Annotated in this window: 17 protein-coding genes; 9 read left to right on the top strand and 8 right to left on the bottom strand. The window is 69.3% G+C overall.

Annotated elements, in window-relative coordinates:
• Position 1: 1 nt before the first annotated feature.
• From GVY39_RS15000 to GVY39_RS14990, 3 genes are read right to left on the bottom strand one after another with little or no spacing between them, the layout of a single operon-like run.
• Complete coding sequence (locus GVY39_RS15000; RefSeq protein ID WP_159924537.1) at positions 2 to 718, bottom strand: cyclase family protein; 717 nt, start codon at positions 716 to 718, stop codon at positions 2 to 4.
• The gene (locus tag GVY39_RS14995; RefSeq protein ID WP_159924539.1) at positions 715 to 3,450 is read right to left on the bottom strand and encodes a protein kinase; all 2,736 of its coding nucleotides are present in this window, start codon (positions 3,448 to 3,450) and stop codon (positions 715 to 717) included. The genes GVY39_RS15000 and GVY39_RS14995 overlap by 4 nt, the downstream gene beginning before the upstream one ends.
• Positions 3,447 to 5,990 (bottom strand): serine/threonine-protein kinase, encoded by a 2,544-nt coding sequence (locus GVY39_RS14990; RefSeq protein WP_159924541.1) that lies wholly within the window; start codon positions 5,988 to 5,990, stop codon positions 3,447 to 3,449. Before GVY39_RS14990 ends, GVY39_RS14995 begins: the two co-directional genes overlap by 4 nt.
• Before the next feature lie 180 nt (positions 5,991 to 6,170).
• On the opposite strand from GVY39_RS14990, the gene GVY39_RS14985 reads away from it, so the two are divergent.
• Positions 6,171 to 7,664, top strand: coding sequence for an amidase (locus GVY39_RS14985; protein ID WP_159924543.1), 1,494 nt, complete (start codon positions 6,171 to 6,173; stop codon positions 7,662 to 7,664).
• Here GVY39_RS14985 and GVY39_RS14980 read toward each other — a convergent pair.
• From GVY39_RS14980 to GVY39_RS14970, 3 genes are all read right to left on the bottom strand, one after another.
• Positions 7,654 to 8,541, bottom strand: a complete 888-nt coding sequence (locus tag GVY39_RS14980; RefSeq protein ID WP_159924545.1) for a LysR family transcriptional regulator — start codon at positions 8,539 to 8,541, stop codon at positions 7,654 to 7,656. The genes GVY39_RS14985 and GVY39_RS14980 overlap by 11 nt on opposite strands.
• 420 nt (positions 8,542 to 8,961) lie before the next feature.
• On the bottom strand, positions 8,962 to 9,795 hold the full coding sequence (locus GVY39_RS14975) for an SDR family oxidoreductase (RefSeq protein ID WP_159924547.1): 834 nt from the start codon (positions 9,793 to 9,795) through the stop codon (positions 8,962 to 8,964).
• Positions 9,792 to 11,396, bottom strand: coding sequence for an aldehyde dehydrogenase family protein (locus tag GVY39_RS14970; protein ID WP_159924549.1), 1,605 nt, complete (start codon positions 11,394 to 11,396; stop codon positions 9,792 to 9,794). Before GVY39_RS14970 ends, GVY39_RS14975 begins: the two co-directional genes overlap by 4 nt.
• A gap of 184 nt (positions 11,397 to 11,580) precedes the next feature.
• Between GVY39_RS14970 and GVY39_RS14965 the strand changes: the two genes are divergently transcribed.
• Positions 11,581 to 12,891: a CdaR family transcriptional regulator gene (locus tag GVY39_RS14965; RefSeq protein ID WP_159924551.1), complete on the top strand. Its 1,311-nt coding sequence runs from the start codon at positions 11,581 to 11,583 to the stop codon at positions 12,889 to 12,891.
• Positions 12,892 to 12,899: 8 nt separating this feature from the next.
• Here GVY39_RS14965 and GVY39_RS14960 read toward each other — a convergent pair whose 3' ends face one another.
• Positions 12,900 to 13,166, bottom strand: a complete 267-nt coding sequence (locus GVY39_RS14960) for a DUF2277 domain-containing protein (protein WP_043685870.1) — start codon at positions 13,164 to 13,166, stop codon at positions 12,900 to 12,902.
• A gap of 113 nt (positions 13,167 to 13,279) precedes the next feature.
• Here GVY39_RS14960 and GVY39_RS14955 point away from each other — a divergent pair, with 113 nt between their 5' ends.
• On the top strand, positions 13,280 to 14,113 hold the full coding sequence (locus tag GVY39_RS14955) for a DUF1266 domain-containing protein (protein ID WP_159924553.1): 834 nt from the start codon (positions 13,280 to 13,282) through the stop codon (positions 14,111 to 14,113).
• On the opposite strand, the gene GVY39_RS14950 is transcribed toward GVY39_RS14955, so the two are convergent.
• The gene (locus tag GVY39_RS14950) at positions 14,093 to 15,037 is read right to left on the bottom strand and encodes a hypothetical protein (protein WP_159924555.1); all 945 of its coding nucleotides are present in this window, start codon (positions 15,035 to 15,037) and stop codon (positions 14,093 to 14,095) included. The genes GVY39_RS14955 and GVY39_RS14950 overlap by 21 nt on opposite strands.
• A gap of 359 nt (positions 15,038 to 15,396) precedes the next feature.
• Here GVY39_RS14950 and ftsH point away from each other — a divergent pair, with 359 nt between their 5' ends.
• The 6 genes from ftsH to GVY39_RS14920 all read left to right on the top strand — a co-directional run bounded on the left by ftsH (position 15,397) and on the right by GVY39_RS14920 (position 21,059).
• Positions 15,397 to 17,784 (top strand): ATP-dependent zinc metalloprotease FtsH, encoded by a 2,388-nt coding sequence (ftsH, locus tag GVY39_RS14945; protein WP_159924557.1) that lies wholly within the window; start codon positions 15,397 to 15,399, stop codon positions 17,782 to 17,784.
• 149 nt (positions 17,785 to 17,933) lie between these two features.
• Positions 17,934 to 18,545, top strand: a complete 612-nt coding sequence (gene folE / locus GVY39_RS14940) for a GTP cyclohydrolase I FolE (protein ID WP_195140825.1) — start codon at positions 17,934 to 17,936, stop codon at positions 18,543 to 18,545.
• Positions 18,546 to 18,696: 151 nt separating this feature from the next.
• Positions 18,697 to 19,554: a dihydropteroate synthase gene (folP, locus tag GVY39_RS14935; RefSeq protein ID WP_159924809.1), complete on the top strand. Its 858-nt coding sequence runs from the start codon at positions 18,697 to 18,699 to the stop codon at positions 19,552 to 19,554.
• On the top strand, positions 19,551 to 19,988 hold the full coding sequence (folB, locus tag GVY39_RS14930; protein ID WP_159924561.1) for a dihydroneopterin aldolase: 438 nt from the start codon (positions 19,551 to 19,553) through the stop codon (positions 19,986 to 19,988). Before folP ends, folB begins: the two co-directional genes overlap by 4 nt.
• 61 nt (positions 19,989 to 20,049) lie before the next feature.
• Positions 20,050 to 20,586: a 2-amino-4-hydroxy-6-hydroxymethyldihydropteridine diphosphokinase gene (gene folK, locus GVY39_RS14925; protein WP_159924563.1), complete on the top strand. Its 537-nt coding sequence runs from the start codon at positions 20,050 to 20,052 to the stop codon at positions 20,584 to 20,586.
• A complete protein-coding gene (locus GVY39_RS14920; protein ID WP_159924565.1) occupies positions 20,583 to 21,059 on the top strand; it encodes a DUF3180 domain-containing protein in 477 nt (158 codons plus the stop codon). Before folK ends, GVY39_RS14920 begins: the two co-directional genes overlap by 4 nt.
• The last annotated feature ends 21 nt before the right edge of the window (positions 21,060 to 21,080 follow it).

Here is a 21,080-nt window from a genome sequence, read left to right as displayed (position 1 = left end):
GTCAGCCGCCCAGGATACCGAAAATGGTTGCGGGAGAGCCGGAACCACCGCGGTATATCGGTCCGCCCACCAGCACCCACGCCCCGGTCGCGGGCAGCGCGGTCAGGTTCGCCAAGCATTCCAAGCTGATCCGGTGCTCGCCGTAGAGCAGTTTGGACACCGCGTACGTCTCGTCGGTTCCCACGTCGGGGCCGAACGTGTCGATGCCGAGCGCGCCGCGGCGGCCGAGCCTGCCGGTGCGCAACAGCCATTCCACCGTCTCCACCGCGAAACCCGGTTGCCGACCGGCTGATTCGCCCGTGCCGATGAACTCGGGCGTACCCCACTTGGCGTCCCAGCCGGTCCAGGCGACCACCGCGGCGCCGTCCGGAATCCGGCCGTGCTCGGCCTCCCATTGCTTCACATCGCCGACCGTGATCGTGTAGTCGCGATCGTCCGCGCAGCGCTGCCGCACATCGATCTTCACCGCGGGCAGCAGCAGATCGTCCAGTTCGAGTTCGTCCGCGGCCAGCCCGTCGGCACGGAAATGGATCGGTGCGCCCCAATGTGTTCCGGTGTGTTCGCCTTGCTGGATGTAGCGCAGGTGATAGCCGTCGTTCGCGATCGTGGCCACGATGTCGGTGCGGAATTCCGGATCGTCCGGATACAGCGGAGTGGTGACCGGATCGTGGACGTGCGACAGGCTCACCAGCCGCCCCAGCGGCCGCGGTGTGGTCATCGCGCCCGCTGCGGAATCGCCCTGGCCAAAGCGAGCAGATCTGCTTCGAGGAGCCGGAACAGCCGATAGGTCAGCACGAATGCCAGGATGCCACCCACGCTGAGCACGCGCACCGGAACGATCACCAGCTGCAGGTCGGCGGGGTCGACGAAGGTCGCGGTCGCCACTCCCAGCAGGGGAACCGACGCCGCCACACCGAGGTAGAAATTGCCGCGCTTTGCCAGCGCGCGCAGCTGGCGTTCGTCGTCAGGGCCGATGCCACCGCGCAGGAGCAGTTGTGGATAGATCGAGCGCACCGAGTAGACCATGATCGGAAAGAACGGATAGGCCAGGGCTATCGCCGCGCACACCACCTGCGCCGCGAAGAAATGCAAGAAGGTCCCGCTCGGCAGGCTTACACCGGAGAAGGCCACTCCCAGCGGCCAGATGATGCCGGCGATCAGCCAGAAACCGAAGGGGATCCACACTGCCCAATCGCCCATCAGCAGGGTGTCGCGACGCGCTTTCGCGAGCATGCGCGCGGAGTATCCCCGGCCGTGGCCGAGCCGGTAGGCGATGGCGAGCGGCCGCCGGGTGATGAACAGCAAAAGCAGCGCGGCGACCGGAAACGCGATGAGATTGTTGATCAATACGACCGCCGCGAACTTCTCCTGGTCGGCGACCGACATCCGGTCGATGATCAGAGTCTGGTTCAGCTGGATGTTGTAGAAGCTGGCCAGCACGTTCGGCACGCCGGCGCACAGCGCCGCTACCGGGAGCAGCCAGCCGCGGGCTCGGTGGGCGAGGCTGTCGGGCGGGGGATCGACCAGGTCGCGCGCGCGGGTGTCGAGGCACAGGTCGAGTTGTCCCGCGAGCTCCGCGCCGCTGCGCCAGCGCCGCTGGGGCTCCGCGTGTAAGCAGTCCAGCAGCACGCGGCGCAGCGTGGCCGGAGTGTCTTCGGGCAGGAGTGACAGGGCCGCCGCCGAGACGCCGCCACGGCGCACCGCGAGCATCCGCGCGTAAGTCTCAGGGACGTCGTCGGTGGGCGGCGGATCGTCGAACGGGGTTGCCCCCGTCAGCATTTCCCACAGCAGCACGCCGAGGGAGTAGATGTCGCTGCCGTTACCCGGGGCGGGCGCATCGGGATCGAGATAATGGGCCAGCTGCTCCGGGGAGCGATAGACCAGTGCGTCGGTCGCGCCGGGATGGTGCGGAGCGGGTGTGCGCGGCGCCGCCTCGCCGAGAGCGAAATCCGCGAGCTTCGGGATGCCCTCCGCGGTGAACAGGACGTTCGCCGGTTTGATGTCGTGGTGCAGCACGCCGTGGTGCTCGGCGTAATCCAGCGCGTCGGCCAGCCGCCTGCCCACCCACGCCACGGTTTCCGGCCAGGTGAGCCGCGCGATCTCGGTGCGCACGCTCGAATCCGCCGGACGGATCTCGCCTTTGTCCTCCATGGCGGTGTCCACCGCCCGCAGCAGCAGGGTGCCGCCGTCGGTCACCGGGCCGAGACGGCGTTGCTCGAGCAGCCCGACCGCGGTGCCGCCGGGGAGGTACTGCATGTAGACCAGGCGTGGGAGTGCGGGCAAGCGGGAGTCCGGGGCCAGTTGTGGGCCGGGCGCGGCGTCGGCCTGGTCCGGCGGGGCCGGGAGCGTGGCGTCCGGGTCGGTCGATTCGGCCTGCGTCGCGTCCGGATAGGCGAGGACCACGGTGCCGTCGGCCGATCCGGCGGATTGCCCGGCCTCGTGCTCGGGGATCGGCGTGCCGTCGCGGCGCGCAGGACGCGTGCGAGGCGCACTGACGGTGGTGTCGTCACTGCTGCTACCCGCGGCGGCGCTCGTTCCGGCGGCGACCGTCGCGTCGTCCGCGGTGGATCGTCGGCCGACGGCTACGTCGGCTCGTCCCATGCCCGGAGCACCGGGCTCGGCGACTGCCGGATCGTCGCCGGTGTGGCTCGCGGTCGGGCGGGCCGGCATGACCGCGACCGTGGCGTCGGGATCGAACGGCTCGGAAACCGTGGCGTCGAGGTCACGCACCGCGATGGTCGCGTTCGGTTCAGCGGCCGTGGTGGTGCGGCCGCCGTTCGCGAGCGGACCCGCGACGGTCAGGGTGCGCGCGGCGTCGGCGCTGAGCACCCGCTGGTCGAAGACGCGCACGATATGGGAGTGGTCGAGCTGGGCCATCGTGTGCGGCGCGCCCGCGCGTCCCGCCGAGAACCGGACGGCGACCAGCCGCTGCATCGAACGTTGCCTGGCCAGGAAGACGCGGCCGAGCAGGCCCGCGCCCAAGTCGGTGAGCAGGTCGAAGTCATCTATCCGCAGACCGGGCGCGAGGTCGGCCAGCGCCGCGGCGGCTGCACGAGACTCGGCCGCGCTGAGGTCGGCGTCGGCGGCGAGGACGGCGAGACGTTCGCGGATCGAGTCGGCGAGGTCCGGATACTCGGCGAGGAAGTCCTCCGGCGGCAGCGGTCCGCGTTCCCGGCGTGCGCGGAATTCCTCGCACACCAGATCGACCAGCTCGGGGCTGTCTTCCACCTCGGGGAATTCCGATCGGTATTCCGCGATCCGTTTACCGAGCCCTTCGCGCTCCCAGCGCCGCCATAGATCCACCCGGATCAGGTCGACGAGTACGGCCAAGCGCACCCGCGCGCCGTCGGGCACATAGTCGGAGATTCGGGGCGGCAACCGATCGTTGTGGAGGCTGCGCTGCCAGTCGGTGGCGAACCGGGCGACGGCATCGGTGCGCGAGGAGGTCACGTGCTGGTCTCCACTGTGGCCGTCGACACTCGTACAGGCTGGCCCGCGGGGGCTCCCATCGCGGCGGATTCGGGATCGACGACCCGCTCCAGCGCATGCAGATCCGCTTCCAGCGCACGGAACAGCAAGTAGGTGCCCACGAACGCGATTATGCCGCCCACACACAGCAGCCGGACCGCGAAGATCACCGACGGGATGTCGGGCGGGGGCAGGAAAGTGACTCCGGCCACCGCGAGCAGCGGCACCGAGGCGGCCACCGCGAGGTAGCGGTTGCAGCGCCGGTCCAGGCCACGCAACCACACCGCGTCCTCGGGGCTGATGTCGCCGTGCCGGAGGAACAGCGGATAGATGCACCGGACCATGTAGAAGGTCAGCAGGAAGAAGGGATAGGCGACCGCGATCGCACCGCACACCACCAGGGAAGAGAAGAAGTGCACCATGGCTGGTGTCGAAATGTCTCCGGTCGAGACCTGTAATGCGAGCGGGAAGATCAACCCGGCCAGTACCCACAGCGAGAATGCCACGGCCACGGCACGATCGCCCATCAGTAGCGCGTCCTTTCTGGCGCGCTGTAGGGTCTCCGGGTCGTATCGTCGTCCTTTGCGCAGACCGCGGGGCACCGTGAGCACGTATCTGGCCATGTACAGCACCAGCGCGATACCAGCCGGGAAGAAGATCGCGTTCACGGTGCCGGTGATGACGAGGAAGGTCCGCTGGGCATCCTCGGTCATGCGGCTGATGATCAGGTTTTCGTTGTGCTGGATGTTGTACAGCGAGGCGAGCACATTCGGCAGTGCCACCGCCACCAGCGCGACCGGCACTATGTACGGGCGCAGCCGCCGCCGCCAGCTGTTCGGCGCGGGATCGACCAGTTCGCGTGCGCGCTCGTCGAGGCACATCTCCAGCTGCCTGGCCAGAATGGTGCCGCTGGACCAGCGGTCGGCCCGCTCCGGCGCCAGGCAGGTCAGCAGCACACGGCGCAACGCGGCGGGGCAGTCGGGCGGGACCGCCTCCAGCGCGGCCGTGTCCACACCGGCGCTGCGCCGCTCCAGCATGGCTTCCAAGGTGGTGTCGTCGCCTTGGCCGCCCACGCCCGCCGTGCTGTCGTCGAACGGCTTGGCGCCGGTGAGCAGCTCCCACAGCACCACCCCGAGCGAATAGATGTCGGCGCGAGTGTCCAGGTCGGCGGCGCTACGGCCGAAACCGGGATGACAGGCCTCCAGTTGTTCCGGCGACATGTAGGCCAGCGAGCCGCCGAAGTAGGCCACTGGACTGGTGCCCTCCACGTTGCGGCTGAAGCTGATGTTGAAGTCGGCCAGTTTCGGCACGCCCTCGGCGGTGAGCAGGACGTTGGCCGGTTTGACATCGCGGTGCAGCACTCCGTGCGAGGACGCGTATTCCAGCGCCTCGGCCAGCCTGCGGCCCAGCCAGGCCACCGTCTCCGGCCAGCTCAGTGTCGTGATCTCGGCGCGCACGCTGGAGTCGGTCGGCCGAATCTCGCCCTTCTCCTCCATCGCCGCGTCCACGGCGTCGAGCAGGAGCCGGCCGCTGCGCTCGGCGGGTGGGGTGGCACGCACCCGGCGCAGCAGGCCGAGCAGCGTGCCACCGGGAAGGAACTGCATGTAGAGCAGCCGCAGCCGGCGCGCGGCGCCCTCGGCGTCGTCGAGTAGGCGCTGGTCGAACACTCGCACGATGTAGTCGTGGTCGAGCTGGGCCAGGGTCTGCGGCTCGGTGCCGTGGTCGGCGGAGATCTTGACCGCCACCAGCCGTTGCAGCGAGCGCTGGCGCGCGAGGAAGACACGGGCGAACGCGCCACTGCCCAAACCGGTCAGCAGATCGAAATCATCGATCCGTTGCCCGACCTCGATGCGGTCGAGCGCGTTGTATCTGCCCGGTCCGGTGCCGATCGTCGTAGGCACGGCGGTGGCCGTTCCGGTCGGATCCGCTGCGGTCGTTCTGGTCATCTCCGAATCACGATCGGACTCGGCGGTTCGGTTCAACGCGGTGTCGGCGAGGAGGCCCTGGGGGCGCGCCACGACGGTCCGGGTGGAATCGTCCGGGGTCGCGCGGTGGGTGCTCTGGTCGATCTCGTCGGCGTTCAACAACTCGCGCAGTTCCTCGGCCTGTCGCGGATATTCGCGCAGGCATTCGCGCGGATCGACCCGCTCCCCGCTCTGGCGGCGGATGACGAACTCCTCGTACACCAGACCGGCAGGAAAATCATCGGATGTGAGTTCGGGAAATTCTGCGCAGTAATCGGCCAAGCGCAGGCGCGCGGCGGGTTCCGGCGCCGTGCCCGCGCGGGAACGGCGCAGCCAGCGATGACGCAAGTCGACGCGGATCAGCTCCAGCAATGCGGCGCGGCGCAAGGTGGCGGCGTCGGGCAGGTATTCGGCGATCGGCGGTGGGCGCCGGGTGGATTCCCAGGCCGCGGAGAATGCCGATACCGCGTCGGATTCGGCACGCGACAGGTCGCCACTCCTCGCACGGGTGGAAACACCTGTGTCGCGCTCGGAACTTCTCTCAGAGTTCGCACTCATGCTCGGACCTAGTGGCTCGGCGGACGCCGCGGAATCCGCAACGGTGGTTGGTCGGATGCGCCGAAAATTTCCCGCCACACCCAACACCATCATCCCCCGCGCCGTATCCGAAATGATAACTTGCGGCTCGACAGTGGATCACCCGATTTCGACAACGACGCGACGGGGGATGACCAGCACATGTCTGACGAGGCCGCGGTAGTGGCGAACGGCTCGATGTCGGCGAGAAACGCCGCACCGCAAACAACCATTCCGAATGCGAAGACCACCGAAACGGCGTTCGCGCGATTACTCGGGGCCGCTGCCGACGGGCGACCGGAGCGCATCGCAGAACCCGAGTACGGCCTCGAACGCGGCCCGGCAGCCACCATCGCGGCGTGCGTGCGAGACGGACTGTTGCACCCCGGCCAGGTGGCCGCGGACGCCGGGACGCGGATCTCGGCCGCGGAGCGGGATGTCGACGCGTTCAGCGTCCTTCGCGCCGAGCAGGCTATGGCCGAGTCGGTCGGCCTGATGGAGCGCGACGACCTCGACGTGCTGCCGCTGGCCGGTGTTCCGGTCGCGGTCGAACACGGCGTCGCGATCGCGGGCGAGCCGGTGCCATGGGGTACGGCAGCCGCCGCGGATCATCCGGTGGTGGCCAGGCTGCGCGCCGCGGGCGCGGTGGTCCTGGGGCTCGTCGCGGCGCCCGAACTGGGCCGGTGGGTGACCAGCGCGGACGGCGAGCGCGTCGTCCGCAATCCATGGAACCCCACACGCAACGCGGGAAGTGCGGCCGCCGCCGCGATCGCGGCCGGGCTGGTTCCGGTGGCGCACGGCTGCGACGGCTTGGGGTCGGTGCGGGTCGCCGCCGCATGCTGCGGAATCTTCGGGATCAAGCCGGGGCAGTACACGGTCCCCGGTGCGGGCGCCTGGTCCGGCTTGGTCGAAAGCGGTGTGCTCGCGACGAGTGTTGACGACGCCGCGCTGGCGCTGTCGGTGCTGGCGGCGCGGCCCGACCTAGCCGACGTGGATCCACCCGCCCGACTACGCATCGGTCTGGCCGTGGATCCACCCTCTGGCCTGATGCGTGTCGACCGGCACTGGACGGCGGCGGCCCGCAGAGCGGCTTCGGTGGCCGCGGCGGCGGGCCATCTGGTCGAACCGACCGCGCTACCGTATGGGAACGCTCTGTTCGCGGCATCCCTACGCTGGCTGGCCCTCGGCGCACGCGATGCCCCCGAACTACCCGAGCCCGACCGGCTATCGCGTAGAGCCCGCCGTCGACTGGCCCTCGGCCGGACAGTGCATCGACTGCGGCTCGCGCGCCCCGCCCAGATCGACCGGGTCGAGGCGCGGCTACTGGAGTTCTTCGAGCGTTACGACGTGGTGATCACTCCCACGCTCGCCGCCCCGCCACCCACGGCGCGGGCCTGGCACTTCCGCAATCGACCGGCCACTCTGCTCGCCGGCGCGCGGTTCGCACCCTTCACCCCGATGTGGAATCTGGTGGGCTGGCCCGCTGCCTCCGTCCCTATGGGCATGCACCCTCGGTCGGGCACACCGGTGGCCGCCCAGCTCGCGGGACCGCCGGGCAGCGAATCCACTCTGCTGCGACTGTCCGCGCAGTTGGAGGCACGCCACCCGTGGCGGCGCACCGCGCCCGCGGCCCCGCCGGGCCGATTCAGACGCTGACCGGCGACTGCTGCGCGGCGAACCCGCCCTCCACGGCCCGCCCGGCGAACTCGAGGATGGTCGGCCGGTTGTCGTCGGCCCGCCATGCCACGGCGAGCTCGCACGGCGCGAGTCCCGCCACGGGGCGCGCGGTCAGGCCGGGCCAGCGGTACATCGGCACGTTGTTCTCGGCGAGCAGGCACACGCCCAGGCCGAGACTCACGGCTTCCAGCTTGTCCTCGGCGGTCGCGGCCTCCGCGCCGATCTTCGGCGGACGGCCGCCGCGTCCGTCGTTGCCGAGCCAGAAGTCGCGCACCGCACCTGCCTCGGTGGGCAGGGCGACGAAGGGCTCGTCGAGCAGATCGGTGAACTCGATGGTCTCCGAGACGGCCAGCGGGTGGTTCTCCGGGAGCAGCACCCAACGCGGCTCGGTGCGCAGCACCTGCCACCGGTAGCGGCTCTGGTCGGGCAGCGGCAACCAGACGAGCGCGAGGTCGGCCTGACGGCCGGCGAGCCCGCTGGAGGGATCGGTCCACGAGGCCGCGTGCAGCGCGAGGCGGTGTCCGCTCGCGCTCTCCAGGTCGCTGAGCAGGCCGCGGCCGAGAGCGGACTGGATGCCGACGCGCAGCACCTCGCCCGCCTCCTGCAGCGAGACGTTGGTGACCTCCCACAGCTCCAGGATCTTGCGGGCGCCTTCGAGCAGCTCCTTGCCCGCGACGGTCAGCGCGACACTGCGCTGGTTGCGGTCGAACAGGACCACGTCGAGCTGGCGTTCCAGCTGACGGATCTGACGCGACAGGGTGGGTTGAGCGATGTGCAGCCGCTGAGCGGCGTTGGTGAAGTGAAGTTCCTCAGCGACGGCGACGAAATACCGCAGATCGCGCAAGTGCGGGTCCATAGCCCCTTGCTATCAGAATCGGTCCGGAATTTCCAGCCTTATCAGGCCGAAAAGTTCGGATACTGGCGCCGAAACAGTCGGCAGGTTTGTTAGAGACAGCATATTGCTTCCGGTGGTGCTCCGCACTAGGCGGTTGGCGAATTTCCGGCATGCATCGAGCGTTTCCGGCCGCATCCCCGCAATTGGGCGGTTGACCAGCATGGATGAGGGCCGGTCGGGAGTGCGGGTAGCGGATAGTGGACGCCGCCGCGATTGCCGCCTGCGGGCTGAAAATTTGCCGCTGACCGGCTACGCGGTGTAAGCGACAGCTCGCGTGATTTTCCTCACAAGTTGTTCGTCACGTAGCCGGAGCGGCCGCACGGCGAAGCGCGCCGCGGCCGAAAGGAATCCCGGCCGCGGCGCCCTGGCTCGGCGCCGAGTTCACACCCCGCGGGCGCGCTCCTCGTACGCTTTGCGCTTCTCGGCGTCGACGTCGTCGAGGAAAGCCCGCCCGGACCCGAGCGCCCGACCGATACCGTCGCCGAGCTTTTCCGGCAGCAAGCCGACGAACTGTGAGATGAAGCCGGCCACCGCGGTCACCCGCACCTTCGACTTCGGCCTGACGATCAGCTCGGCGACGGCGTCGGCGATCTCCTCCGGCTCGGCGGGGCGCAGCAGCTTGGGCGCGGTGACACCGGAGCCCAGCTCGGTGTTGGTCAACGTGGGCAGCACCGAGGAGAAGCGCACGCCGGTGCCGCGGTACTCCTCCCGCAGCGTGTCGGTGAACCCGAGCACCGCGTGTTTGCTGGCGTTGTAGGTGGCCAGCCCGGGGATGTGGGTCTCGCCGGCCAGCGAGGCGATGTTGATGATGTGGCCGCTGCCGCGCGGCAGCATCCGGCGCAATGCCAGTTTGCACCCCAGGATCACGCCGTAGACGTTGATGTCCAAGATGCGCCGGGTCAGCGGGTCCGGCTCGTCGACCAGCTTGCCGGTCGGCATGATGCCCGCGTTGTTGATCAGCACATCGATCGGGCCGAGGGTGCGTTCCACCTCGTCGAGGAAGCCGTCGAACGAATCCTGGTCGGTCACGTCGAGCCTGCCGTAGAGCTCGAAATCACGCGCCGTCCCCGACTCCTTGACCGTGGTTTCGTCGATGTCGCCGATCGCGATCCGCGCGCCGAGGGCTTGCAGCGCGGTCGCGGTTGCGAGCCCGATGCCGCGGGCGCCACCGGTGATGACGACGACCTTGCCGCGAATCTGCTTCGCTTCGGTCACTTGTCGCCTCCTCTGAGCTTCAGCAGGGCCGGAACGTCGAGACGACGCAGGCCGCGCGCGCCCGCCGCGCGCATGGCGCCGAGTGCGAACAGCAGCTTCGGCATCGAATACGGGTACCAGAACAGTTCCTTCTGCTGGGTCGGCAGAATCGGCGTGGTGATCGCCTGCTGACGGCAGTACTTGCGCACACCGTTGGCTCCGCCCCAGCGGGCGCCGACACCGGAGAGGCCCCAGCCGCCCATCGGCAACGCGTAACTGAACAGGTTGGCGAAGACGTCGTTGATGTTGACCGCGCCCGCGTTCAGTTGCCGGGCGATCCGCTCCCCGCGCTCCTTGTCGCCGGTCCACACCGAGGCCGACAGGCCGTAGATGGAGTCGTTGGCCAGTCGAACCGTCTCGGACTCGTCGGCCACCTTCATCACCGGCAACGTCGGGCCGAAGGTCTCCTCGGTGACGCAGGACATGGTGTGGTCGACGTCGACGAGGACGGTCGGCTCGAAGGCGGTGCCGAACCCGGCCCGCTTGCCGCCGGTGAGCACCTTGGCGCCGGCCGCGACGGCTTCCTCGACGTGGCGCTGCACGATGGCCACTTGGTTCTCGTTGGCCAGCGCCCCGACGTCGTACTTCGAGTCGCGCCCGTCCAGCCCTTGGCGCAGCGCCTTGACGTTGGCGGTCAACTTGGCGACGAACTCGTCGTACACGGGCGCCTCGACATATACCCGCTCCACCGAGATGCAGACCTGGCCGGAGTTGAACATGCCGCCGAAGGCGATGCCGTGCGCGGCCCGGTCGAGGTCGGCGTCGGCCAGGACGATGGCCGGGTCCTTGCCACCCAGTTCGAGGCTGTAGGGCACCATCCGCTCCACACACGCGGCGGCGATCTTGCGGCCGGTGGCCGTGGAGCCGGTGAACTGGATGTAGTCGGCGTTGCCGACCACGGCCGCTCCGGTCGCGCCCGCGCCGGTGACCACGGAGAAGACCGGCGGCGCGCCGATCTCGGCCCAGCCCTTCGCCAGTTCGAGCGCGGACAGCGGAGTCACCTCGGACGGCTTGAGGATGACGGCCGCCCCGGCGGCGAGCGCGGGGAACACGTCCATCACGGGCATGGCCAGCGGGAAGTTCCACGGCGTGATGACGCCGACCACCGGATAGGGCCGGTACACCGTGGTCAGTCGCTTGACCCGAGCCAGCGGACTGTGCGGCGACGGGTGGTCGTCGGCCAGGAACTTGGCCGCGCGGCGCGCGTAGTAGCCGATCAGATCGGTCGCGAACCCCGGGTCGATCAGGGCGTCCACCCGAGGTTTGGCGGTTTCCGACTGCAGCACGGTGGCCAGCCGGTCGGTATTGTCGATCAACCAGTCCTGGAACTTCAGCAGCCAGACTTTGCGACCTTCGGGACCGATCGCCTCCCACTCCGGCTGGTACAGCCGCAGTTCACGAACCTTGGCGGCGACCGCGTCGGCGGTCTCGTCCGGCACCGTGCCGACGACCTGACCGGTGCCGGGATTGCGCACCTCGATGACGGCGGGGCCGTCCATCCGCGCGGTCGTTTTGTCTGCCCGCGCTTTCTCGTTCGCGGGCGCTGGTTCGGTGTTGGTCACTGCTGTTCTCCCACTGACGTCGTGTTGAACCGCGGTCTGCTGACTGCTGTGAGGCAGGCCACTGAACTATGATCGTGACACAATCCGAACAGACTTTCTTGGCCCATTCGGTCAAGTAGGACGGGCGAATTTGTTCCCTCGGAACAATCAGTGACGGGCATCCGCCGAGCCGAAGGAGGTGGCGATGAACGTTCGGCCATCTCCGGGCGCCGCCCGGCCGAGCCCCGCTCCCGACGAAGTGCGCGACTGGCTCGCCGAGTACGTCTACGAGACGATGCGCGCGGACACCCTCGAGCAGATCGTCGGCCGGCTCGACGACGTGATCATCGCGCGCATCCCCGAACTCGCCGATCGCGATATGCGCCGTGACCTCGCGGCCAGCACCCGCGCGCACGCGAGGATCGTGCTCAGTCGCCTGACCAGCGACACCTTCGAATTCTCGCTGCCGGAGGAGGCGCACGCCTTCGCACGCAGCGTGGCCAGGCGCGGATTCGAGCTGCGGTTGCTGCTGCGGGTCTATCACGTGGGCATGGAGGCGGTGCTGGACTACATGACCGAGGTCGTCGAGCAGCGGCAGGCGACGCCCGCACTCGAGCGCGTGGTGCTGCTGCGGCTGTTCGAGCGGGCCACCAAGTGGATGAACACCTCGGTCGAATTGCTCACCGACACCTACATGGAGGAGCGCGAGCAGGTCCTGCGCGCGGCGCTCAACCGACGCGCCGAGACCGTGCGCGCCCTGCTGGACGGGGACGACGTCGACATCGAGCAGGCATCGATGCGGCTGGGCTACCGGCTCTCCCAGCAACATCTGGCCTTCGTGCTGTGGACCGACGAGCCGACCGGAGAACCCACCGGTGCGGAGGCGGAGGCGACCGGACTGCTGGATCGGGTCGCGGCGCGGCTGGCCGCGGCGCTCGGCAGCGCGCGCGTGCTCACCGTTGCCTCCGGCGCCAGCGCGATGTGGGCGTGGTCGGGTTGGGACGAGGCGGAACGCGGCGCCGAGATCGCGGCGCCGGGACAAGTGGAGCGGCTGGCAGCGGCGCACGTCCAAGCCCCGGTGCGGGTCGCGTTCGGTGTGCCGGCCGGGGGGATCGCGGGCTTCCGCCGGAGTCATCACGAGGCGGTGGCCGCGCGGCAGGTCGCCGAGCGCGCACCCGTCGGCGGCCGACGGGTCACCGGGTATCGAGCGGTGGAGATCGCTTATCTCGCCGGCGCGGACGAAGCGGCCATGCGCGGATTGGTCGAGCGCGAACTGGGCGCGCTGGCGGGTCGGGATGCGAACGCCGCGCGATTGCGCGAGACGCTGCACGCCTATCTGCGCAGTCACCGCAGCCCGGAGGCGACGGCAAAAGTGCTGGGTGTGCACAAGAACACGGTCCGCTACCGGGTGCAGCGGATCGAACAACTCCTGGGATATCCGATCGAAGAGCGTGGCTTGCCGCTGGAGATCGCGCTGGTGTGCGTCGCTGTCTACGGCGTGGACGCCCTGCCCTGAATGCCCGGCTACTCGCCCGCCACGGCTTCGCGGGCGGCGATGCGGCGCAGCGGTGGCTCGGTGGGCGGCGCCACCCTGCGGTCGGGTAACTCGGCGAGCAAGGTGGTGGTCGCCTCGGCGATGGCCGCGACGGCCTTGTCGACGGCCGATTTGGTGGTCGAGCTCAGGCCGGACACGCCACCGACCTTGCGCACGTACTGCAGTGCGGCGGCATAGATCTCCTGCTCGGTTGCGGCAGGTTCCAGACCACGCAGGACGGTGATGTTTCTACACATGCGAGCACACTAGCCCCAGATCACGACCTGCGTCAGGGTAAGAAGTCATCGAACATTCGCCGCCATCGATGAATACGGCGCGTTCGCCGGGACCGATGGGGAACAATCGGGGCATGTCCTCGCGCGGTGTACCCACCTTGACCACGTTTCCGTACGCGGAGCTGGACGAACGGGAGCAAGACCATTGGTCCGGCGCCGCGATCTCCGACGACGAACTGCGAGCGCTGGCCCTCGGCGCCTTCTACTCGGCGCGCTGGGACGCCTTCCATGACGCGCTGCTGCTCGGCCCCGAGCGCGCGCATCCCCTCGGTGACCGACGTGAGCTGGCCATAGACACCCTCACCGGAGCGTGGGGCATCACCGACGGTACCGAGGCGCAAGCATCGATGGAGCAGTTGCTGGGTGGCATGCACGCCCCGCTCTACGCGCTGGTGCACCCGCTGGTGACGGCGTCCATCAACGCCAGTGAGCGCGACCGTTTCGGTGAGCGGGCCGACCGGCATCGGGCGTTCCTTCGGCAGGTCGGCGCGTTCCGCGGGATGGACAACCCCGAGGCGCTGGTTCGTGACTACGACATCTGGTCGCAGGCGATCAAGATCGGATTCACCGACCATCTGGCCCGGCCGCTGCCCAGTGACATCCATGCCTGGGATCTGGCCAGGGTGGTCGCGGTGGCCAGGATGGCCTACACCGCCGGGTACCTCGATGCCGAGGTGGCTTGGAGCTATCTGGCGCGCGCCCTGCCGCTGGCCCAGAGCAAGTACCGCAACTGGCGTCAGTTCGGCGACGCCTACCTCACCGGCTGGACCTACTGGCAGGCCTGCGAGGACTTGGCGGAACTGAAGAACGGCGGCGTCGACCGCCGCAAGGAGTTGCTGCGGCTGTGGCTGCGCCCGACCAGCCCGTGGCGGCGGGTCGCGCTGAACTCAGTTCCCGTCGGGGAGTGAGCGCAGGATGCCGCGGCCGTAGCGCTGGAACTGCGCGTCGTCCACCATGCCGAGGGAGTGCCGCTCGACCAGCAGTTCCCACTCCGAATACAGCTGGGCCACACCAGGGTCGGCGAAGCCCGCGGCGCCGTCGGCGGATTCCCGGCGCACCGCGAAGTTGACCGCGCAGGTGACCCGTTCGGTGTCGGCGTGGTCGTCGCCGGAGAAGTGCAGCGTCCGGCTGCCGTCGTGCACCTCGATGCCTGTCGCGCCGCGCCCGGGACCGATCTCGCCGCGCCCGGCGGTGGGCGTATCCGTGGTGCGCGCCCACAAGACCACGGGAATCGGGAGTTCGTGCGCGTACCGGTCGTCGCCGATCGAGATGAACAGCAGTCGCGCCGTCGTCGCGGCGAGCAGGCCGGAGCCGGTCCCCGCGGGCGGATGCGCGACCGCGATCGCGGTTTCCAGAACGTACTCTTCCGGCGTCACGTAACGATGCAGAGCCGCTATCGCCTGCTTCGCCTCGCGGCGCGGGGACATCCTGCGCGTCGCCCGATCGACGTCCGCGCGAGTGGGACCGCCGCGGCCCCAGGTGGGGGCGGGTGGCTGCAGATCCGGCGCCGCGATATCGATGCGCTGGGTGGCCAGGATGTGCGCGTTGATCCGGTCGATGATCTCGGTCGCCGCCGGTACGTCGTGCTCGGCGATCAGGACCGGCAGCGGGGTGCGGTCCGCGGGCACGCCGGTGAGCACGGGCGTGGGGTAACGCAGATAGATCTCGATGACGACGGCGTCGTCCGCGCGCCGGTTCAGCCGGACCTTGAGCAGGTCCGAGACCGGAACATCCAGTACGCGCTCGCCGTCGGACCCGGGCCGCAGGACGATCAACCTGCCGCGGCCGTGGCGCAGTATCGCTGTAGGTGTGCGTAACTCGACTATGTCCATACCCCCTGCGCTCGTGTCTGGTCTGCGGCGCTCCGGGGCTCTTCGTGGTTTGCGAGCTACCGCTTACGTGCCCGTCGCTCGCGCCGCCATGTTGTGTCGTCGCTCACGATAGGCCGAACATGCCATGATTGTTGCCACTTGGAGGAAGCCGGGCCGGGGACATCGGGAACCACCGTCGATCCCCGGCCGTTTACCTCATTAACTGCACCTGCAGCCGAACTGCGCGATGTATCGAGTAGACCGTACGCGGTAACGTGGCATGTCCGCATCCGAACCCCCGCGGAACCGGACGCGCCAGACGCATCGCTAGGCAAGAACCGGAGACACCGGAAAGGACTGGCCGCCCCGGCCGACGCTCTATGAACCGCAAGACAGTGTTTCGCACCCTGGCCATAGTCTCGGGCATTTTGCTCGTGATCTATGCGTTCAGCTACTTCGGCAACGACACGCGGGGCTGGAAGAGCGTCGATACCTCGGTTGCCCTCAGCCAGCTCGAGAACAAGAGCAACGTCGAGAACGTGCAGATCGATGATCGCGAGCAGCAGCTGCGCATCGAACTGAAAGACGGCAACGACGCCACCAGCGGGCAGAACAAGATCATCGCGAAGTATCCGGGCGGCAGCGAGACCTCCGCTCAGATCTTCGACGCCGTGAAGAATTCCGGCGCGCCCTACAACACCGTGGTCAAGCAGGAGAGCTGGTTCACCCAGATCCTGCTGTTCGTGCTGCCCATGGTCATCCTGCTCGGCCTGTTCATCTTCGTGATGGCCCGCATGCAGGGCGGTGGCCGCGGCGGCATGATGGGCTTCGGCAAATCGAAGGCCAAGCAGCTGTCCAAGGACATGCCCAAGACCACGTTCGCCGACGTGGCCGGAGCCGACGAAGCGGTCGAGGAGCTCTACGAGATCAAGGACTTCCTGCAGAATCCGGTGCGCTACCAGGCTCTCGGCGCCAAGATCCCCAAGGGCGTCCTGCTCTACGGCCCGCCCGGCACCGGTAAGACGTTGCTGGCTCGTGCCGTCGCGGGTGAGGCCGGTGTGCCGTTCTTCACCATCTCCGGTTCGGACTTCGTGGAGATGTTCGTCGGTGTCGGCGCCTCCCGCGTGCGCGACCTGTTCGAGCAGGCCAAGCAGAACAGCCCCTGCATCATCTTCGTCGACGAGATCGACGCGGTCGGCCGCCAGCGCGGCGCGGGCCTCGGCGGCGGTCACGACGAACGCGAACAGACCCTCAACCAGCTGCTGGTCGAGATGGACGGCTTCGGCGACCGCACCGGCATCATCCTGATCGCCGCGACCAACCGTCCCGACATCCTCGACCCGGCGCTGCTGCGTCCGGGCCGCTTCGACCGTCAGATCCCGGTCGGCAATCCGGACCTCGCCGGTCGCCGCGCGATCCTGCGGGTGCACTCCCAGGGCAAGCCGATCTCGCCGGACGCCGACCTGGACGGCCTGGCCAAGCGCACCGTCGGCATGTCCGGCGCCGACCTGGCCAACGTGATCAACGAGGCCGCCCTGCTCACCGCCCGCGAGAACGGCGCGATGATCACCGGGGAATCGCTGGAGGAATCGGTCGATCGCGTCATCGGCGGCCCGCGCCGCAAGAGCAGGATCATCAGCGAGCACGAGAAGAAGATCACCGCCTATCACGAGGGCGGTCACACGCTGGCCGCCTGGGCGATGCCCGACATCGAGCCGGTGTACAAGGTCACCATCCTGGCGCGCGGCCGCACCGGCGGCCACGCCATGACGGTGCCCGAGGACGACAAGGGTTTGATGACCCGCTCGGAGATGATCGCCCGCCTGGTCATGGCTATGGGTGGCCGTGCGGCCGAGGAGCTGGTGTTCCACGAGCCGACCACCGGCGCGTCCTCCGATATCGATCAGGCGACCAAGATCGCGCGCGCGATGGTCACCGAGTACGGCATGAGCGCCCGGTTGGGCGCGGTCCGCTACGGGCAGGAGCAGGGCGACCCGTTCCTCGGACGCTCGATGGGCATGGGTTCGGACTACTCGCACGAGGTGGCCGGCGCGATCGACGAGGAGGTGCGCAACCTGATCGAGGCCGCGCACACCGAGGCGTGGGCCATCCTGAACGAGTACCGCGACGTGCTCGACGACCTGGCCACCGCGCTGCTGGAACGGGAGACCTTGCACCGCAAGGATCTCGAGCAGATCCTCGCCTCGGTGGAGAAGCGCCCGCGGATCACCGCGTTCAACGATTTCGGCGACCGCGTCCCCTCGGACAAGCCTCCGGTGAAGACGCCGGGCGAGCTGGCCGCCGAGCGCGGCGAATCGTGGCCGCCGGAACCGGTGGCGCAGCCGGTGGCCGCCTCCGCGCAGCGCGAGCCGCAGACCTCCAACGGCTACCCGCCGCACGAGAGCGGTTACGGCGCGCCGCAGTACGCGCGCCCGGCCGCGCCCGGCTACCCACTGCCGCAGGCGCCCGCTCCGGCGTATCCACGCCAGGGCACGCACGGTTCGCGGCCGGACTACGGCGCTCCGGCGGGATGGTCGGCCCCCGGCTGGCCGCCGCGGGACGAGCCGCAGCAGCAGGGTCAGCCCGGCTGGGGTGACCAGCAGCAGTCGCGGCCCGGCTACCAGCAGTGGGGTCCGCAGGGCACGCCGGAAGGCGGCTACGACCGGGACGGGTACGGCGACAACGGCGGCTATGACGAGCCGCGCCGGACCAACCCGAACGGCGAGGGCGACAACGGCGATTGGGATGGACCGAACGGTCGTCACTGACGAGTGACGATTAGGCTCGACCATCGTGGGGGTGCCGAGAAATTGCCGGTGCCCCGGGAGTTTGGAGGTGTCCTCGATTGTCGGCCAACGAGCATGGCGGTGGTTACACCCTCGCCGAAGCGGATGACGCTGAGTACGACGGTGTCGACATCGGCATCACCGACCCCGGCCTCGTCGCCCTGGAAACCGGCAGATCGTTCGATCAGGCGCGGGCCGAAGCGGCGGTTCGGGAGTTGCTGCTCGCCGTCGGCGAAGACCCGGATCGGCCCGGCCTGCGGGAGACGCCCGCCCGCGTCGCCCGCGCCTACCGGGAGACGTTCGCCGGGCTCTACGTGGAACCGGATTCGGTGCTCAACACCACCTTCGACGAGGGCCATCAGGAACTCGTGCTGGTTCGGGACATCCCGATGTACTCCACCTGCGAGCATCACCTCGTGTCGTTCCACGGCGTCGCCCACGTCGGTTACATCCCGGGCCCGCACGGCCGGGTCACCGGTCTGTCCAAGCTCGCCCGGCTGGTGGATCTGTACGCCAAGCGCCCACAGGTGCAGGAGCGACTGACCAGCCAGATCGCCGACGCGGTGATGCGCAAGCTGGACCCGCGCGGCGCCATCGTGGTGGTCGAGGCCGAGCACTTGTGCATGGCCATGCGCGGTATCCGCAAGCCGGGCGCGAGCACCACCACCTCCGCCGTGCGTGGACTGCTGCAATCCAACGCCGCCTCGCGTGCCGAGGCGCTCGATCTGATCCTGCGGAAGTGAGCGGGCCGCGGTGTCCGAGCTGAAGGGCGCGGGGCGCGCGGCGACCGGGGAAGACACCGCCACCGAGGCCGCCGCACGCCCGGACGGGCGATCGACCCCGGCGAGCGGACTCGAGAACGTCGGCGCACGCGAGGGGCGCTCCTGCGTGGTGATGGGCGTGGTCAACGTCACCAGCGATTCGTTCTCCGACGGCGGGCGATATCTCGACCCCGAGCTGGCCGTCGCGCACGGCGTGCGACTACACGCCGCCGGCGCGGACATCATCGATGTCGGCGGTGAGTCGACCAGGCCGGGCGCGGTGCGCATCGACGCGGCGACCGAGGCCGCGCGGGTGACGCCGGTCATCCGCGGACTGGTCGCGGCAGGGGTGCCGACCAGCGTGGACACCATGCGCGCCGCCGTGGCCGCCGCGGCGATCGAAGCCGGGGTATCGGTGGTCAACGACGTCTCCGGTGGCCGCGCCGACCCCGATATGGTGCGCGTGGTCGCCTCCGCGCAGGTCCCGTGGATTCTCATGCACTGGCGGGCGGGCGCGGACTACCGGCACACCGGACCGGCCGACCACTACGACGACGTGGTCGCCGAGGTACTCGCAGAGCTGACCGCGCAGGTGGACTCGGCTGTCGCCGCGGGCGTCGACCCCTCCCGGCTGGTCCTCGATCCCGGCCTGGGCTTCGCGAAGAACGCCGAGCACAATTGGACCCTGCTGGGCGCTCTGCCCGAACTCGTCGCGCACGGGTTGCCGATCCTGATCGGCGCCTCACGCAAGCGTTTCCTGGGTTCGCTGCTCGCCGACGAGACGGGGCCACGTCCACCGGACGGCCGCGAGACGGCCACCGCGACCGTGTCCGCGCTGGCCGCGCTCCACGGCGCGTGGGGAGTGCGCGTGCATGACGTGCGCGCGTCGCTGGACGCCATCGCGGTCACCGACGCGTGGCAGAATGCCGCACGGCAGCGCGCCGCGCAGCACGACACCATCCGATCCAGTGCGCAAGGAGCTCACCGATGAGCCGGTCCCCGGTCCACGCCGAAGAACATGCGCCGCCGCGCGATTCGGCGATCCGGCGCGGCGCGGACCGGATCGAATTGCGCGGCCTGCGTGCCTACGGGCATCACGGAGTGTTCGATCATGAGCGTCGCGACGGTCAGGAGTTCTCGGTCGACCTGACCGTGTGGGTGGATTTCGGCGTGGCGGCGGCGTCCGACGACTTGGTGGCGACCGTGGACTACGGCGCGCTCGCCGAGCGCGCGGTGCGGATAGTTCAGGGCCCGCCGCGCAATCTCATCGAGACCGTGGCCTCGGAGATCGCCGACGACGTGATGACCGATCCGCGGATCACCGCGGTCGAGGTAGTGCTGCACAAGCCGTCCGCGCCGATCCCGCACACGTTCGCCGACGTCCGGGTGATCACCTCGCGGCACCGGGGGGAGCCCGCCGAATGAGCGAGCGGAACTGCCGCGCGGCCCTTTTCCAGTGCGGGCCGGGCGCCGCGGAGGCACGCCGATGACCCGTGCCGTCCTATCCATAGGGTCGAATCTGGGTGACCGGCTCGCGCATTTGCGTAGTGTCCTGGACGGGTTCGGGCATCGAGTACTTGCCGTCTCCGCCGTGTACGCCACCGCGCCCTGGGGTGGCGTCGCGCAAGAGGACTATCTCAACGCCGCTGTGCTGGTGGAAGATCCAGCTTTCGGCTGCGCGGACTGGCTGCGTCGCGGCCAGGAACTGGAGCAGGCCGCGGGACGGGTGCGCGAGGTGCGCTGGGGCGCACGCACACTCGATGTGGACGTGGTGTGGTGCGCCGAACTGCGCGACGGGGAGCCGGTGGCGTGCCGCAGCGCCGACCCGGATCTGCTCCTGCCGCACCCCCAGGCGCACCGGCGCGCCTTCGTGCTCGTGCCGTGGCTGGACGTGGCGCCGGACGCGGTGCTGGAGGTCGACGGCTCGCCGCGCGCAGTGGCGGATCTGCTGGCCCGGCTCGATCCGGCCGAGCGCGCGGGCGTGCGCCGCACCGAATTCTCGCTGACGGGCACGCCGTCGTGAAACTCAAGCCGACTCGCGTCCTCGACCTCGTGGCGAACGTGCTGATCGCCGCGATAGTCGCGTGGATCGCCACCCGCGTGGCCTATGACAATTTCCCGCCGATCTCGCTTTTCGCGGGCGCTTCGCTGTACCCGGTGGCCGCCATCGAGGCGGTGCTAGCTTTTGTCATCCGGGCCAGGGTGAACGACCACGAGATCGGCGACGGGCGCCACCAGTTGCATCCGATCACCGCGGCCCGCGCTGTCGCGTTGGCCAAGGCGTCGGTGCAGGTCGGTTCGATCGCGGCGGGCATCTGGCTCGGCTTCTTGTGCTGGGTCTTCCCGCAGCGCGGCACTCTGCGCGCGGCGGCGGCCGACAGCCCCGGCGCGATCGTCGGGATGCTGGCGGGATTCGCTTTGGTTGCTGCGGCCCTCTGGCTGGAGTACTGCTGCCGAGCTCCGGAGGACCCCCCAGACGATGCGGCAACTACATAGCTAGTGGAACGAACGGAATCA

Source organism: Nocardia sp. CY15 (assembly GCF_009829295.1).
Classification (GTDB): Bacteria; Actinomycetota; Actinomycetes; order Mycobacteriales; family Mycobacteriaceae; genus Nocardia; species Nocardia sputi.
The sequence above is the reverse complement of the archived record's forward strand: the minus strand, read 5'-3'. Positions and strand labels throughout refer to the sequence as shown.

Bases quoted from the DNA above. Each gene is read 5' to 3' on its own strand.
- GVY39_RS15000 (WP_159924537.1), bottom strand. From the start codon at position 718: ATGACCACACCGCGGCCGCTGGGGCGGCTGGTGAGCCTGTCGCACGTC.
- GVY39_RS14990 (WP_159924541.1), bottom strand. From the start codon at position 5,990: ATGAGTGCGAACTCTGAGAGAAGTTCCGAGCGCGACACAGGTGTTTCC.
- GVY39_RS14985 (WP_159924543.1), top strand. From the start codon at position 6,171: ATGTCTGACGAGGCCGCGGTAGTGGCGAACGGCTCGATGTCGGCGAGA.
- GVY39_RS14980 (WP_159924545.1), bottom strand. From the start codon at position 8,541: ATGGACCCGCACTTGCGCGATCTGCGGTATTTCGTCGCCGTCGCTGAG.
- GVY39_RS14965 (WP_159924551.1), top strand. From the start codon at position 11,581: ATGAACGTTCGGCCATCTCCGGGCGCCGCCCGGCCGAGCCCCGCTCCC.
- GVY39_RS14960 (WP_043685870.1), bottom strand. From the start codon at position 13,166: ATGTGTAGAAACATCACCGTCCTGCGTGGTCTGGAACCTGCCGCAACC.
- GVY39_RS14955 (WP_159924553.1), top strand. From the start codon at position 13,280: ATGTCCTCGCGCGGTGTACCCACCTTGACCACGTTTCCGTACGCGGAG.
- GVY39_RS14950 (WP_159924555.1), bottom strand. From the start codon at position 15,037: ATGGACATAGTCGAGTTACGCACACCTACAGCGATACTGCGCCACGGC.
- ftsH (WP_159924557.1), top strand. From the start codon at position 15,397: ATGAACCGCAAGACAGTGTTTCGCACCCTGGCCATAGTCTCGGGCATT.
- folP (WP_159924809.1), top strand. From the start codon at position 18,697: ATGGGCGTGGTCAACGTCACCAGCGATTCGTTCTCCGACGGCGGGCGA.
- folB (WP_159924561.1), top strand. From the start codon at position 19,551: ATGAGCCGGTCCCCGGTCCACGCCGAAGAACATGCGCCGCCGCGCGAT.
- folK (WP_159924563.1), top strand. From the start codon at position 20,050: ATGACCCGTGCCGTCCTATCCATAGGGTCGAATCTGGGTGACCGGCTC.